Here is a 14427-nt window from a genome sequence, read left to right as displayed (position 1 = left end):
CGGATGAATAAAAAACTACAGTCGTTTTCTCGGAGTAGTTGCTTGGAATTCTTTTAAGTATTCAGGCTCCCAATAAGCCACATCTTTAAAAGCTTCTTTTTTATATTCTTCTAAAGCCAACTCACCAATATATTTGGCCGAAGGAACAATACCTTTAATTATCTTAGAACTTCTGTTTTCTAATAAAGGAAGACATTTTTCAGCACCATTACCAAAATAGACTAATCGAGCTTCCACATCATTGAAACTTTCTTCGTCCATAATTTTTGGTTGAGGCGAAAGTAACTCCTCCATACCTTTAGTATATAAAGCAGTATACACTTCCATTCTTCGGGCATCCAACATTGGGCAGATCATATCACCTTCTTCAGCATATTCGCTCACCTGAAGTGCCATCGACTCCAAAGTACTAATCCCCATTAAAGGAATATCCAAAGTATAACAAATACCTTTTGCTGTTGACGCCCCAATTCTCAATCCTGTATAAGAACCCGGACCTTCGGAAACAGCCACCCCTTTAAGGTCGCTCATCTTCAAGTTGGCATTCTCTACCAAGTTTTTGATCATCACCGCCAGATATTCTGAGTGCGATTTATCAATATGTTGTTCGTAGTAAGAGGTCAGTTCCCCTTCTAATGTATGTAATGCCACCGAACAAACAGTGGTAGAAGTATCTATACTTAAAATCATGGAGTTCAATATCAAAAAGAACAATGAAGTTCTTGATTAAACAAAAGAGCGAATACATCACTCTAATGTAAAATTAAAAATACTATTTAATAAGGAGGCTATAGGTTAAGAAATATTTTACTTCCAGCTGCCGCTGGGGGAAATGAAAAATGAAAAGTTAAAAATGAAAAACGTGGTTAGTTAAGCTAACGCGGGAATTTAGGAGTGAAAAGTGATTTTTAAAGTGGATTACACTCCATCTAAATATGCCACAAGTTGTTGCTTTAGTGTTTACGGTAGGAGCGTAAATTCGGTAACTCCTAACTCCTAGTTCCTAACTTCTAATTTCTCACGTAAAAGCTAAAATCATATGGAACACAGTTTCCCTCTTCCACGTTAGAGTAACATTTCACGTTTTTCATTTTTCATTTTTAACTTTTAATTTATAACTGTTTTCGCTTGTATCGTCACAATCTCCAACGGCCATTCCCCTTCCGTTTTCTCCGCACAGATCTTATCCACTACGTCCATACCTTCTATTACTTCTCCAAATACGGTGTGCATGCCATCTAAGTGAGGGGTGCCACCAATTTTTTTATAGATTTTTCTTTGTTGGGCATTGTACTTCACTCCGTTTTCTTGTTCAGAGGCCGCCAATTCATTGTCGGTGACAGGATATCCTTGAACGATAAAGAAGTCGAATGGTGTTGATTCTCTTTTTGGGTTATTATCGTATTCTCTAGCCGCAGCAACTGCACCTCTTTTATGGATGTGTTTCTGAGGATAAATTTCGTTGGGTAAATGGTATTTGCCGAATGATCTCTTTTTCTTTCTAAATTTTGGATCATCGGTATCTCCTCCTTGGGCGATGAATTGAGGTACGACTCTGTAAAACTCAGAGTTATTAAAGTAGCCTCTTTTGGTTAACATGATAAAAGAAGAGCGATGTCTCCAAGTATCTTTATATAGCTTGATTTTGATATCACCTAAACGAGTCGATAATAAAACGATGGAATCTTGGTTTTCTTCACCGTACCATGTGAGCTCTTCAATGGCATTATCATCGTTGAGTTCAGGCATCGTTCGCTTCACTACCTTTTTCTTTACGTACTCTTGTTCCTGAAATTTGTCGCTTTTTTTCGATTCACATCCTAAAATGAAAATTCCAAGAAGTAGTAGTAAAATTTGAAGTTGGCTTTTTCTTAACATTAGAGTTATTTGTTTAAAATCTTTACTCAAAACTACGGAATCGCAAAAAAAATACAATCCGATAAGATTCTATTCTTTGTTTATAACACATTTTCACAAATTATGTAACATTGAGTTAATTTTAAAGGTAATTTAATTAACAGATAGTTTAAGATTTAGATATTAATACAAAACAAACGCCCTATACATTTGCACCTGTGATTTGGTAACACGTTTTAGTATTGAATTTAATTTAACAATGAACAAATATCTTATTTCGTTCGCTATCATCTTATTAACTACTGCAGCTACTTTTGCGCAAAAGGGAATCGTAAAAGGTACTGTAAAAGATGCCGATACCGGTGAAGAGGTTATCGGGGCAAGTGTTTCTCTAGAAGGAACAACAACAGGTGCATCATCAGATGTATTTGGTAATTTCCAATTTACTGCTCCTGCAGGAACGTACAATGTGATTGCATCGTTTATTGGATACAAAAAAACAACGCAAGAGATTACAGTTGTAGAGGGACAAGAAACTGTATTAAACTTAACTCTTGCAATTGATGCTCAAGAATTAGAAGCAGTAGAGATTGTTGGTAAGGCCAACACAGAATCTGCTGGAGCATTGATGGTAGAAAGACAAAAAGCAGACGTAATGATCCAAGCAATTGGTGCTGAAGAAATGTCTGTTAAAGGAATTTCTGATGTGGAAGATGCCGTGACAAATGTTACTGGTATTACAAAAGTTGAATCAAAAGGTTTGTTTGTTAGAGGTTTAGGAGACCGTTATAACAATGCAACTGTGAATGGTTTAGTAGTTCCATCAACAGATCCAGGTAAGAAAGTAATCGACTTAGGTTTATTTTCTTCAGATATCGTAAGAAACATCGATATCAATAAAACATTTAATCCAGCTCTTTATGGTGACTTTGCAGGAGCTACAGTAGACGTAGTAACAAAAGATTACCCTGAAGAAGGATTCTTTAATGTAGGTTTATCAGGTGCTTACAATACTCAAGCAACTGGACAAGAATTTAGAACTTTCCAAGATGGTGATTCAGAATTCTTAGGTTTCTCAGGAAACGGTAGAGCATTGCCAGCTGAGATGAACGATAGACAAGTTCCTGATGCTTACAACAACTCATATACTCCATCAACAATTAATGCAATGCCAAATATTGGTGTTAAATTATCTGGTGGTAATCTTTATGAGTTCGACAATGGAATGGCTTTAGGTTTTATAGCTGCGGGTTCATTCGATAATAAGTACAATATCTACGAAGGTGTAAAAAACACATACAGAGCAGAAGGTAGTACAATTAACGCATATGATTCTAAAGAATATGAGTATAGCACAAAGACAACTGCTATGGGTAACTTATTCTTTAAGATTAACGATAAAAACTCAGTTAGTTTCAATAACTTCTTCATTAACCAATCTTCTAACTCAAACTTAGAGTTATTTGGTAAGCACGAAGAATTAGGTAGAACTGAGCCAGTATTCAGAACACGTAATACTTACGAACAATCTACTGTAAACATCCACCAATTGGTAGGTGATCATAAATTCGGTGTGAATGATCGTTTGAAATTAACTTGGGGTGGTGGTTATTCTAAATCAAATGCACAAGAGCCTGATAGACGTCAGATTACTTACAGAGATTTAGATTATGATGCAGAAGGTGATATCGCTTCAGGTAGATTATTTGCTAACGCTCCAGATGATTCACATAGATTCTGGTCTGATATGAACGAGGATACGTATTCTTTCAAATTAGCAACATCTTATGGATTTGGTGAGTACAACGACAATAATGATACTTATAGACATAATATTTCTGTTGGTTATAACTCTTTCTTTAAACAAAGAGATTTCGAATGGTGGATGTCGACATTAAGTATTGTAGGTAGAGCACCAAGGTTAGATATCAACGATCCTCAATCAGGATTGAATGATGCATTCGAAGACGGATCTGTAGAGTATAAGCCAATCGTTAGATACGATACAAAATTCTCAGCAACTCAGAATGTAAACGCTTTCTACGCTGATTATGGTTTTGATATTGTACCATCAAAATTAAAAATGAATGTTGGAGCTCGTTATGAGAAAGGATATCAAGAAGTGGTTTACAAGCAAGAAAACACAACTGATCCAAATGCTCCAGACATCATTAACACTAAAGAAACAGATAATATTTTACCATCACTTGGTTTAAAATATACAGTAAACGAAAAATCAAATGTTCGTTTCGCAGCATCACAAACGTTAATTCGTCCATTGATGTCAGAGTTGATTCCATTCCGTTTTACTTACGCTAACGGTCAGAAAATCGTAGGTAACCCGGATCTAGAAAGCTCTCAAGTAACAAACATTGACTTGAAATATGAGATTTTCCCTAACAGTGGTGAATTATTCTCAGTTGGTGTATTTGGTAAGAAAATCGAAAACTCAATCGAATTAGTCACGAAAGCATCAGCAATTACAGAGTTTGAATATGTAAACGCAGGTGAGTCTTTTGTTGCAGGTATTGAAGTTGAGGTAAACAAGAGGTTATCAAATGTATTCCAAAATGGTGGAGATTGGTTAAACAGATCTACAGTAGGTGCCAACTTAACGTTACTTACTTCAGAAACTGATTTATCAAATGCAGAAGGCTTGTTCACTAATAAAAAGAGAGCAATGTTCGGAGCTTCTCCATACATGATCAACATTGATGCATCACACGAAGCGAACTTATTCTCTGATAATGTAACTTCAATCTTCACTGTTACTTATAACACATTTGGAGATCGTTTAGCAGCAGCTGGTGCTCAAGGTGCAGGTGATATTTACGAAAGATCTTACGGAACGTTGAACTTCATTTGGAAGAATAGAATCGGTGAGAAAATGGGATTGAACTTAACAATGAAAAACTTGTTGAACCCAGATATCACTTTAGAACAAGAGTTTACAAACGGTACAACTGGTGTCGTTGAAACTTATAAACGAGGTGTAGAGGCTAAAATTAGTTTCACATACAGTTTCTAAACCAACAAAAAACAAAAGAGGGTTGGAAAAATCCCAACCCTCTAAAAATTAATCTTTTTAATACGCGGTAAAATTACATTTTTTATTATGAAAAAGCAATTCAGATTTGCGATTGTAGCTGCAGCTTTAGCAGCATCAGTAATGTCATGTGACAGTAATGACGACAATAAGACTACTCCTCAGCCGGATGTTAGATTACAAGATCAAGCTATTGCAGCAGCTAAAATTGTTGCTGACGGTCAAGGAACAGGTGCTGTTGCAGGTGAATTATCTTTTGCTGTAGGTTTAGATCACACAAGTGAAGCAAAGCCAGGTAGCTACGATTTAGTTTTAACTGAAGGTGAATTAACTGATGATCAATTAAGCTGGACAGGTAATGTATCTATCTCTGGTGCTATTAAAGTTCCTGCTGGTAAGACTTTAGAAATCGCTGCTGGTACTCATGTTTTCGCTAAAAATGAAAATGATCAAGCATCAGGTGCTTATTTAATGGTACTTAAAGGTGCTAAAATTGAAGCAGTTGGTACAGCTCAAGATATGATCGTATTTACTTCTGAGTTAAAGCAGCCAGGTGCTTGGGGTGGTGTTCTTATTAATGGTAATGCTCCAATTAACAACGGTGATTCTAACGGTGAAGCTTCTCCAGAAGTTGATTCTAATGTTAAGTACGGTGGTAACGATGCAGCTGATAACTCAGGTATGTTAAAGTATGTTCGTGTTGAGTACACTGGATACAAGTACAACGATGAGTCTGAGCACAACGGATTTACTTTCTCAGGTGTTGGTAACGGTACTGTTTTAGAAAACTTACAAGCTTGGAAAGGTACTGATGACGGACTTGAGTGGTTCGGTGGTACTGTAAACGGTACTAACTTAGTTTCTACTGGTAACGAAGATGACTCATTTGACTGGGCGCACGGTTTCGTTGGTAACCTAACTAACCTTTGGGTTGAGCACGATGCTTCAAGAGAATTCGATAAAGCTTTCGAAATCGACAATAACTCTAAAAACAACTCTGCTGAGCCTTACTCTAATGCTACAGTTAAAAACGTAACTGTAATGGGTGTTGCTGGTGAGACTACTGCTTTCAGAGTAAGAGAAGGTGCTAAAGGTACTTTCGAGAACATCAAAGTAATGAATGCTAAGAAAGGTTTTGACGTTCACAACGACGTAACTATCACTAACGTATTAAACGACGAAGTTGTAGTTTCTAAATACACAGTTGACGGTGTAGACTCAGAAGTTGAGTACGTTGACGATTGTGAAACTTGTGAATAATTAAAATATATATTTAGACTTAGCTCTCACTTCCCAAAACAGAGCTAATACTAAAACTCACGCTCACCAAATCGCGAGTACCCTAGGTAGTTTGATCTGCCTAGGGTTTTTTATTTTTAGGTAGTAGGTAGTAGGTAGTAGGTAGTAGGTAGTAGGTAGCAGGTAGTAGGTAGGAGTTGCTGAGTTTATGCTCGTTTTTAACTAATAACTTATAATTAATAACTAATAGGGATGACTTTCATATCATAAGAGAGGTGGTGAAACCCCTCGAACTAACGACAAAAAGTTATCTTTTCTTGAAGTGCCTTTTCTTTTCCATACTCCAAAAGCGACCATCTTCACCAACGAGGCAGTGGAACCCCTCGTGAAAAGACTAATTACTTAAATGATATAAGGTAGTATACAGAATTGCCTAAAAAGAAAAACATAAACAACGTAATGAGGAGCAAACTATTAGAAAACCTATTAGTTATTACCTATTACTTATTACTTAAAATATCTTTTTGCAAAGATTACTTCATCTGTCAATAAAAATCTCTCTACAACAAAAAAAGGCCCTCATAATAAATGAGAAGCCTTGAATAAATATTATTGAGGATTTTTGAGATTAAATTTATAGTCAAGAATTTTAACTTTTTCGTCTTTTACCTCTTTTTGGTTATAGAAAGCAATCCCCATTAATGAGTTATAACTTGCTAGAGTGATTTCACCAGGATATATCCTATATTTTGATAAATCATTTTTTATTTCATTGTCATAAATGAGGTCAAATTGAGTTTCACCATTAGAGTTTACGATGCCTAATATGACTTTTTTATCTTCTCTGTAAATCATAACAACGTGATCTAATATTTCAAAAACTGAAGAATGAGGTTTATGATATAAAGAAGAAATAGTTGATGAATAGGCTAATTTTTCTAATCTAGCTTCTTTTTTTGTGATATTTTTTTTCCTAAAACATTTTATCCAATTGATTTTACCGAATTCATTTATATTAATTATTTGAAGATTTTCAGCAACTAATGGAGGTATTATTGTTTCAGAGACTAATGAGAATGAGTTATTTTCATGTGGAATTAATTTTAAAGTATAATAGTAATTATCGAGTACAAAGTCTTCGTTATGATCGAAATTATAAGTTGCATTTTTAACGATGGATTTAAATTTTTTCTGATCACCAAACGGATGAACTGATGGTATCCAAAAAGATTTTAATTGATCTCGATTAAATGGTGTATAACTTTCTGTTATCATTGACATTTCATCAGAATTGATATTGAGGAAATACAACCCTTCAATTTTTTCAGACTTGTATTTTTTCTTTGTGTTGTAGAAACCTGAGACAAGTACATTATTTGAGTTATTAATTGTAATACTTAAATCATGAATATTTTTTTCATCATGTCTTATGTAATGTGTGATAGGCTCTTTTTCTCCTTTTTTGAAAGCTTTAAGAATATAAAATTTATCTTTTCTTTTATCAGAGTTATAAACCTTATGCATGGCGAAAATAATCCCATTACCGGTAATTAATATATCTTTAAATTCGAAAGGAGATTTATATGGATCATGATTTTGGTAATAGGCCTGATCATTAAATGTATTAAGTGTAGTTGTTGTACTCCAATAGTTATCAAAGTTTTTATCTATAATATCAATCATCATTTTGGTATTTTTTAATTTAGCATTAGAAAAATAAGTTACTATAGAAAAAAACTGTTTGTTTTTTGATTGAACAAAATGATAATTGACATTAGAAAAATAAGTACCCTTATATTTTACAGCTCTTCCAGCATAATCGTGAATTTCTCTTTCGCACATTAATATATTGGTTCCTAACTTTCCTGTATTGGTATCAAAGGATCTTCGATATAGTTTTTGACTTTTAGGAGAGTAGACAGAAGATAACACCCAAAAGTTTCCTTGATAATCTTCAATGACTTTTTCAAAATTGTATTTTAAATTTCCTTCAATGTAGTGAGCAGTTTTTAAATGATAATATCCACTTAGACGATTTGTGGTTAGTTTATTTGTTTTTTTATCGATTGTGATTAAAGAAACTAAAAGGTTTTTATTTTCCTTTTCTAAAACAACTCTGATTTTAGTTGTTTTATTTTCAATCGTTTGTATTTCATGCCTTTTTTCGATTGCTCTAATATCTCTGTAATTATATTGTACCTCCATTAAATCTTGAGCAAGAATAGTGGTGGTAAGGGAAGATAGAAAAGTGAAGAATAGAATAGATATCTTTATTAAAGAGTTCATAGTTTTTATCTGTTTACTTTAAAGAGAAAAAATTAAGAGTATTTGTTAGTTGATACATTATTAAAAAAGGCTTCTCAATATCTTGAGAAGCCCAATATCATATATTTCAGTCTGTAGAATATCAAATTTCTACCTGAAACTAGCTCTTCATACCACCAGTTAATTGGATTGTTTGAGCAGTAATATAAGTTGACATATCAGAAGATAAGAACACACAAAGATCAGCTACTTCTTCCGGACGTCCACCACGTTTCATAGGGATGTCTTGTAACCAAACTTGTTTTACTTTATCATCTAAAGTCTCTGTCATTTCTGTTTCGATAAAACCAGGAGCAACAGCGTTTACTCTAATGTTTCTTGGAGCTAACTCTTTTGCTACAGATTTTGTGAATCCAATAATACCTGCTTTTGAAGCAGCATAGTTGGCTTGACCTGCATTTCCGTAAACACCAACAACTGAGCTCATGTTAATGATAGCTCCTTTACGTTGTTTTAAGAAAGTTTTAGTTGCAGCTTTTGTTAAGTTAAAGATTGACTTTAAGTTAACGCGAATAACGTCGTCGAATTGTTCTTCTGACATACGCATTAATAAAGTATCTTTTGTGATACCAGCGTTGTTGATTAAACTATCTAATGAATCGAAGTCAGTAGTGAAGTCTGCGATAAGTTTTTCAGCTGCTTCGAAATCTGATGCATCAGAACGGTAACCTTTAGCTTTAACACCGTAACCTTCTAATTCAGCTACTAATGCTTCTCCTTTTTCAACGCTTGAAAGATAAGTGAATCCTATATTTGCGCCATGCTCCGCGCAACGAATTGCGATTGCACGTCCAATACCTTTAGACGCACCTGTGATCAATACGTTTTTGCCTTCCAGCAGTTTCATGGTGTGTGTTTTCTAATTATTGAAAAAATTTTTCAGGTTGCAAGTTACAAAAAAGATGCTAGTCACAAGTTTTATTCACATTTATCATCGAATTAATTAAACTTTTTTTACTTATTTATCGTCAACAAGTTATAGTAATAACTTTTAAATGAGTAAGATCCTCTTTTTGAGAATATCAATTACTATCTAAATAAGCATTAAAAGTTTATAATTGTATCTTTGAAAGATCATTTATAAGCGTAAGAGACAATTAAACATATATAACATATCATTCATGGAAAACCTATTGGATAGATTTTTACGTTACGTGAAAATCGATACAGAATCTGTTCCGGGCATTGAGCAAATACCAAGTACAAAAAAACAATTTGATTTAGCGAACTTACTAGTAGACGAATTAAAAGCGATGGGCATGCAGGATGTCAGCATCGACGAGAACTGCTATGTAATGGCTACGCTTCCTTCTAATATCGATAAAGAAGTTCCAACTATCGGGTTTATCGCCCATGTGGATACCACTCCAGATTTAACAGGTAAAGATGTGAAGCCTCAGGTGTGGGAAAATTATGATGGTGAGGATATCGTTTTAAATAAGGAACAAAACATCGTTTTAACGACAGAGGAATTTCCTGAAATCAAGAAATATAAAGGACAAACGATCGTCACTACAGACGGTACTACACTTTTAGGTGCTGATGATAAAGCAGGTGTGGCTGAGATCATGGAAGCAATGGATTATCTGATTAAGCATCCTGAAATTAAGCACGGTACCATTAAAGTAGGCTTCACTCCGGACGAAGAAGTGGGTAAAGGTGCCAACTTATTTGATGTTGAAAAGTTTGGTGCTGAGTGGGCGTATACTATGGACGGAGGTCCTATGGGAGAATTTGAGTACGAAAACTTTAACGCTGCTTATGCTGAGGTAACTTTTACAGGACAAAATGTTCACCCTGGTACTGCTAAGGGTAAAATGGTGAACTCTATGAATATTGCTGCGAAATTTGCGACAAAATTCCCTCAAAGCGAAACGCCAGAGCAAACAGAAAAGTACGAAGGTTTCTATCACTTATTAACTATGAGTGGATCTGTAGAAGAAACGAAATTACAATATATTATCCGTGATCACGATCATAACTTATTTATTTCAAGAAAGGATCATATGGAATCTTTGGTGAAAACTTTCCAAAGTGAATATGGTGCAGATAGAGTGAAATTAGAGTTGGTAGATCAGTATTACAATATGAAGGAGAAAGTTGCTCCAAATATGCATATTGTCGACTTCGCTATTGAGGCGATGAAAGAATTAAATATTGAGCCAGATGTAAAAGCCATTCGTGGGGGAACTGATGGAGCTCAATTATCATTTAAGGGGTTACCTTGTCCAAATATCTTTGCAGGTGGACATAATATGCATGCTCGTTACGAATATGTGCCGGTACCAACTATGGAAGCAGCAACAAATGTTATCATTAAGATTGCGGAATTAGTGGCTAAGAAATAGTAAAGAAAAAAAGAATAATTAAGGAGATTGTTGCAGTGAAATGTAGCAATCTCTTTTTATTTTAAATACTTTTTCCAATCGATTTTTGGACAAAAAGGAAGTAAACGATCATATTCCATAATCGATTCAATTTCGTTATCGTAGGATGTATTGTTTTTGTACAAAACCTCAATGTATGTACCGTCGTAATTGTACAATTCGATTTTCTTGCCTAGCCTAGTGATCGTACTAAGGAAATCTGAAAAGTATTGAACTATCTCAGCTTTCTGCACCAAGCTCAATTTGTTGAATGTAACGTGTTGTAAGTGTATCATTTGATAAGGTAATAGTTACGAAAATTATAAATACTCGGTTGGTATTTAAAGTTAAATGATATATTATTAAATAGTAAAAATATTATGTTATTTTTTAGTTATGGGTAGGTTACTATTATTGAGAGGGTTACCAGGTTCAGGTAAAACAACACTAGCACAATCGTTAGGAGGTTCCATTGAAGCAGACGATTTTATGGTAAACGATAGAGGCGAATATGAGTTTGATGTCCGCAAATTAGATTATGCACACAAAAGTTGTTTGGAGATGGCCGAAATGTGTATTCGAAGAGGGCAGGAGTTGGTGATTGTTTCAAATACTTTTACCACAGAACAGGAAATGATTCCTTATTTTAAAGTAGCTGAAAAATATAATTATCAAGTAAGTTCGGTGATTGTAGAAAACAGACATGACGGTATTTCCGTACACAATGTTCCCGACGAAAAAGTGGTGAATATGATGAGAAGGTTTGAGGTCAGGTTATAATTAAAAAGCCGAATGCGTAATGCATCCGGCCAAAACAAAACCAGTTCTATTTTGATAACTATTCAAATCAAAATACACTTATTAAAATTATAGCGGAACTACTAACTCAATAATGTTTGCTTTGATATAAAAAAGAAATCTTACTGAAACGAATAATAGTTAAATTCAGGTTTCGGATATTTATTTACTTAATTGATTCATAATTGCTGCTGCACCAATACCCGTTCCTTTTTGTCTAGAAGGATATTCTTCCATACTTTTTGCGAACTTCATCAATGGTGCTGCGATTGTTGGTAAAATCCAAGTTTTCTCCTTCATCCATAAGAAGTGACCAGGTGTATCTAAAGACCTTTCGTAAGGGTCTAGTTTTAGGTTGCAAATTAATCCTGCAGGCAGTTTTTCCGATTCTTTCAACCACTCATCTTTAATGGCTAAATAGATTTTCCAGTGATCCACACGAATGGCCTGTAGTTCATTTTCGGCATAATAGAAGAACTCTCTTCTTCTCGATTTTTCCCCTTTTGTGAGCACCCCTAATTGATTGTAACCATCGATATGTACTTTATAGTCTTTATCATTTACTATGGTCCAATCAAGTAAATCTTCTTTTACAGTGGTGTCTCCCACTGCTGCCATTAATGTTGGTAACCAGTCTTCAGCTGTGAATAACTCCCCGCTATATTCTCCTGCAGGAATGTGCTTAGGCCATTTTACTAACATAGGTACTCTGAAACCACCTTCGTAAGTTGTTCCTTTTTCTCCCTTAAAAGAAGCTGATCCACTGCTTGGCCAATGTGATAAGTTCACCCCATTATCAGAAGTAAACATGACGATGGTATTCTCTGCTTCTCCCGTTTTTTCTAAAGTGGATAATAATTCGCCCACTAGATAATCTAAGTGAAGTAAACCGTCAGCATACGTGCTGTGCCCACTTTTTCCTCTCCACTTTTCCGACACATAGATTTCTTGATGCATCCTCGAAGGATTGAAAAACAAGAAATAAGGTTCATCTTTTTTACTTTTCTCTTTCATCCATTTTTGAGAAGCTTCCAACACTTCATCATCAAATGTTTCCTGACGAAGTTTACCCAATTCGCCTCTGTCCTCGATGACTTGCTTGCCTACCTTTCCCCATCTTGGATCTACAGTTTGATCATCTTTATCAGTGGCTTTACTATAGATGACATTTCTTGGACGACCCACAAAGTTTTTGTCCTTTGGGAATTCAGGTTGTTCCGGCATATCCATCATATTTAAATGATAAAGGAACCCGAAAAACTCGTCGAAACCATGGACCGTTGGAAGGTGTTCGTTTCTATCGCCTAAATGACTTTTCCCAAAATGAGCAGTATTATACCCTTTGTCTTTTAGTAATTCGGCAATCGTTACATCTTCTGCTTGTAAGCCTAGCTTCGACCCGGGCTGACCTACCGAGGTTAAACCAGTACGAATAGGATATTGACCAGTTAAAAATGATGATCGACCAGCGGTACAACTTGGTTGAGCGTAATAATCGGTCAGCATCATACCATCTTTACCAATTTGATCGATATTTGGAGTATTCACCGCTCCGATTCCTCGATGATAAATCGAGATATCTTGTGGAGCGACGTCATCCGTCATAATCATAATAATGTTAGGTTTTTTCTGTCCGAAACAGTGAAAACCAAATAGCAATAATAAAAAGGTGTATGTTATTTTTTTCATCTCTTGTGTTATTTGATATGTACAAATGTAGACGCTCCACTCGATGAAATTCTCTGTAAAAACAGCATTTTGAGTAGCTACGTGAATCACGTAGTTTTTACAAGGCACAAAAAAAGTCCTCAAGACAAACTGCCTCAAGGACTTTATTTCTTTAACCTAATTTGTTATTGTTCTAATGGAGTAGGTATTGGGTTAACAATTGGATGTTCCGGTTTTTCTTCCGGCCCAACCTCTTGATTATTGTTGTCACACGATCCTAGTGTAAATAACGATAGTAGCAATGCGAATCCAATTACTACAGTAGACTTTAATGTTTTCATCCTCTTAATTTTAAGTTAGTAATCTAATAGGGACTCATTCCCCTTTTGTGATGTTACAAATATCAAGGATGTTCTTTTCATTAAGCTACGCGGACCACTGACCTTCAAAAAATAAGTGAATCCCTTAGTTTATAAATCATCGAATAATTTCCTTTCGATGGCGTATAAAACCAACCCCGCAATATTCTTTACTCCCGTTTTTTCCAATAGATTTCGCTTGTGGGTTTCTACGGTTCTTGCAGAGATAAAAAGTGCCTCTGCTATTTCTGTATTGGAATATTCTTTACATATCAAATGTAGGATTTCTGTTTCTCTGTTAGTCAAGGGAATTTCTGTTGCCACTCTTTTCTTCAGAGAAGGTTGAGCGGTTAATCCCTGCATGATCGTCTCCGTCACTTCATCTGAGAAGAAAGTCTGACCATTCGCCACATTTTCGATGGCCTTTCGGAGATCACTTTGAGTACAATCTTTTAATACATACCCTTTCGCCCCCGCTGCCAACATCTTTTTAATATTGTGTCCCTCATTCATCATGGTTAAAGCCAATACATTTAATGAAGGATATTTGTTAATAGCTTCTTTTGTTAAGTCGATACCATCCATTTCAGGCATGGTGATATCAGTAACCAAAACGTCTACCTCTCTATCTGATAAGAGTGATAATGCCTCTGTTCCGTTATTGGCCTCGCCGACAATTTGATAATGCTCTTGATCTAGAAAAGACTTCAATCCCTCCCTAACCATTTGATGATCATCGACTAAAAGTATTTTTATAGTGGTTTCCATA

12 protein-coding genes are annotated in these 14427 nt (G+C 35.2%); 4 read left to right on the top strand and 8 right to left on the bottom strand.

Annotation, left to right across the window (positions count from 1 at the left end; translation table 11 throughout):
- Positions 1 to 15 precede the first annotated feature (15 nt).
- Positions 16 to 690, bottom strand: a complete 675-nt coding sequence (tsaB, locus tag KMW28_RS17605; protein WP_169662944.1) for a tRNA (adenosine(37)-N6)-threonylcarbamoyltransferase complex dimerization subunit type 1 TsaB — start codon at positions 688 to 690, stop codon at positions 16 to 18.
- A 417-nt stretch (positions 691 to 1107) separates the two neighbouring features.
- Positions 1108 to 1878, bottom strand: a complete 771-nt coding sequence (locus tag KMW28_RS17600) for a peptidylprolyl isomerase (RefSeq protein ID WP_169662943.1) — start codon at positions 1876 to 1878, stop codon at positions 1108 to 1110.
- Positions 1879 to 2116: 238 nt separating this feature from the next.
- Here KMW28_RS17600 and KMW28_RS17595 point away from each other — a divergent pair, with 238 nt between their 5' ends.
- Together KMW28_RS17595 and KMW28_RS17590 are read left to right on the top strand one after the other, a co-directional pair.
- Positions 2117 to 4885, top strand: coding sequence for a TonB-dependent receptor (locus tag KMW28_RS17595; protein ID WP_169662942.1), 2769 nt, complete (start codon positions 2117 to 2119; stop codon positions 4883 to 4885).
- 87 nt (positions 4886 to 4972) lie between these two features.
- The gene (locus KMW28_RS17590; RefSeq protein ID WP_169662941.1) at positions 4973 to 6163 is read left to right on the top strand and encodes a hypothetical protein; all 1191 of its coding nucleotides are present in this window, start codon (positions 4973 to 4975) and stop codon (positions 6161 to 6163) included.
- 588 nt (positions 6164 to 6751) lie between these two features.
- Here the strand turns inward: KMW28_RS17590 and KMW28_RS17585 are convergent.
- Together KMW28_RS17585 and fabG are read right to left on the bottom strand one after the other, a co-directional pair.
- Positions 6752 to 8428: a hypothetical protein gene (locus KMW28_RS17585; protein ID WP_169662940.1), complete on the bottom strand. Its 1677-nt coding sequence runs from the start codon at positions 8426 to 8428 to the stop codon at positions 6752 to 6754.
- A 139-nt stretch (positions 8429 to 8567) separates the two neighbouring features.
- A complete protein-coding gene (gene fabG / locus KMW28_RS17580) occupies positions 8568 to 9314 on the bottom strand; it encodes a 3-oxoacyl-[acyl-carrier-protein] reductase (protein WP_169662939.1) in 747 nt (248 codons plus the stop codon).
- 274 nt (positions 9315 to 9588) lie between these two features.
- On the opposite strand from fabG, the gene pepT reads away from it, so the two are divergent.
- The gene (pepT, locus tag KMW28_RS17575; RefSeq protein ID WP_169662938.1) at positions 9589 to 10815 is read left to right on the top strand and encodes a peptidase T; all 1227 of its coding nucleotides are present in this window, start codon (positions 9589 to 9591) and stop codon (positions 10813 to 10815) included.
- Between the two features lie 56 nt (positions 10816 to 10871).
- On the opposite strand, the gene KMW28_RS17570 is transcribed toward pepT, so the two are convergent.
- Positions 10872 to 11129, bottom strand: coding sequence for a hypothetical protein (locus tag KMW28_RS17570; protein ID WP_169662937.1), 258 nt, complete (start codon positions 11127 to 11129; stop codon positions 10872 to 10874).
- A 100-nt stretch (positions 11130 to 11229) separates the two neighbouring features.
- On the opposite strand from KMW28_RS17570, the gene KMW28_RS17565 reads away from it, so the two are divergent.
- Complete coding sequence (locus tag KMW28_RS17565) at positions 11230 to 11613, top strand: AAA family ATPase (protein WP_169662936.1); 384 nt, start codon at positions 11230 to 11232, stop codon at positions 11611 to 11613.
- Between the two features lie 180 nt (positions 11614 to 11793).
- On the opposite strand, the gene KMW28_RS17560 is transcribed toward KMW28_RS17565, so the two are convergent.
- The 3 genes from KMW28_RS17560 to KMW28_RS17550 all read right to left on the bottom strand — a co-directional run bounded on the left by KMW28_RS17560 (position 11794) and on the right by KMW28_RS17550 (position 14426).
- A complete protein-coding gene (locus KMW28_RS17560; RefSeq protein WP_169662935.1) occupies positions 11794 to 13320 on the bottom strand; it encodes an arylsulfatase in 1527 nt (508 codons plus the stop codon).
- A gap of 164 nt (positions 13321 to 13484) precedes the next feature.
- Positions 13485 to 13640: a hypothetical protein gene (locus KMW28_RS17555; protein ID WP_158297777.1), complete on the bottom strand. Its 156-nt coding sequence runs from the start codon at positions 13638 to 13640 to the stop codon at positions 13485 to 13487.
- 129 nt (positions 13641 to 13769) lie between these two features.
- A complete protein-coding gene (locus tag KMW28_RS17550) occupies positions 13770 to 14426 on the bottom strand; it encodes a response regulator (protein ID WP_169662934.1) in 657 nt (218 codons plus the stop codon).
- Position 14427: the final 1 nt, after the last annotated feature.

This window comes from Flammeovirga yaeyamensis (assembly GCF_018736045.1).
Taxonomy (GTDB): Bacteria; Bacteroidota; Bacteroidia; order Cytophagales; family Flammeovirgaceae; genus Flammeovirga; species Flammeovirga yaeyamensis.
Note: the sequence above shows the minus strand (reverse complement) of the source record. Positions and strands in the feature narration are given on the sequence as shown.

What these genes read in the sequence shown, in the direction of transcription:
- KMW28_RS17585 (WP_169662940.1), bottom strand. Translation starts at nt 8,428, where the DNA reads ATGAACTCTTTAATAAAGATATCTATTCTATTCTTCACTTTTCTATCT.
- tsaB (WP_169662944.1), bottom strand. Translation starts at nt 690, where the DNA reads ATGATTTTAAGTATAGATACTTCTACCACTGTTTGTTCGGTGGCATTA.
- KMW28_RS17570 (WP_169662937.1), bottom strand. Translation starts at nt 11,129, where the DNA reads ATGATACACTTACAACACGTTACATTCAACAAATTGAGCTTGGTGCAG.
- pepT (WP_169662938.1), top strand. Translation starts at nt 9,589, where the DNA reads ATGGAAAACCTATTGGATAGATTTTTACGTTACGTGAAAATCGATACA.
- KMW28_RS17560 (WP_169662935.1), bottom strand. Translation starts at nt 13,320, where the DNA reads ATGAAAAAAATAACATACACCTTTTTATTATTGCTATTTGGTTTTCAC.
- KMW28_RS17555 (WP_158297777.1), bottom strand. Translation starts at nt 13,640, where the DNA reads ATGAAAACATTAAAGTCTACTGTAGTAATTGGATTCGCATTGCTACTA.
- KMW28_RS17550 (WP_169662934.1), bottom strand. Translation starts at nt 14,426, where the DNA reads ATGGAAACCACTATAAAAATACTTTTAGTCGATGATCATCAAATGGTT.
- fabG (WP_169662939.1), bottom strand. Translation starts at nt 9,314, where the DNA reads ATGAAACTGCTGGAAGGCAAAAACGTATTGATCACAGGTGCGTCTAAA.
- KMW28_RS17590 (WP_169662941.1), top strand. Translation starts at nt 4,973, where the DNA reads ATGAAAAAGCAATTCAGATTTGCGATTGTAGCTGCAGCTTTAGCAGCA.
- KMW28_RS17600 (WP_169662943.1), bottom strand. Translation starts at nt 1,878, where the DNA reads ATGTTAAGAAAAAGCCAACTTCAAATTTTACTACTACTTCTTGGAATT.
- KMW28_RS17595 (WP_169662942.1), top strand. Translation starts at nt 2,117, where the DNA reads ATGAACAAATATCTTATTTCGTTCGCTATCATCTTATTAACTACTGCA.
- KMW28_RS17565 (WP_169662936.1), top strand. Translation starts at nt 11,230, where the DNA reads ATGGGTAGGTTACTATTATTGAGAGGGTTACCAGGTTCAGGTAAAACA.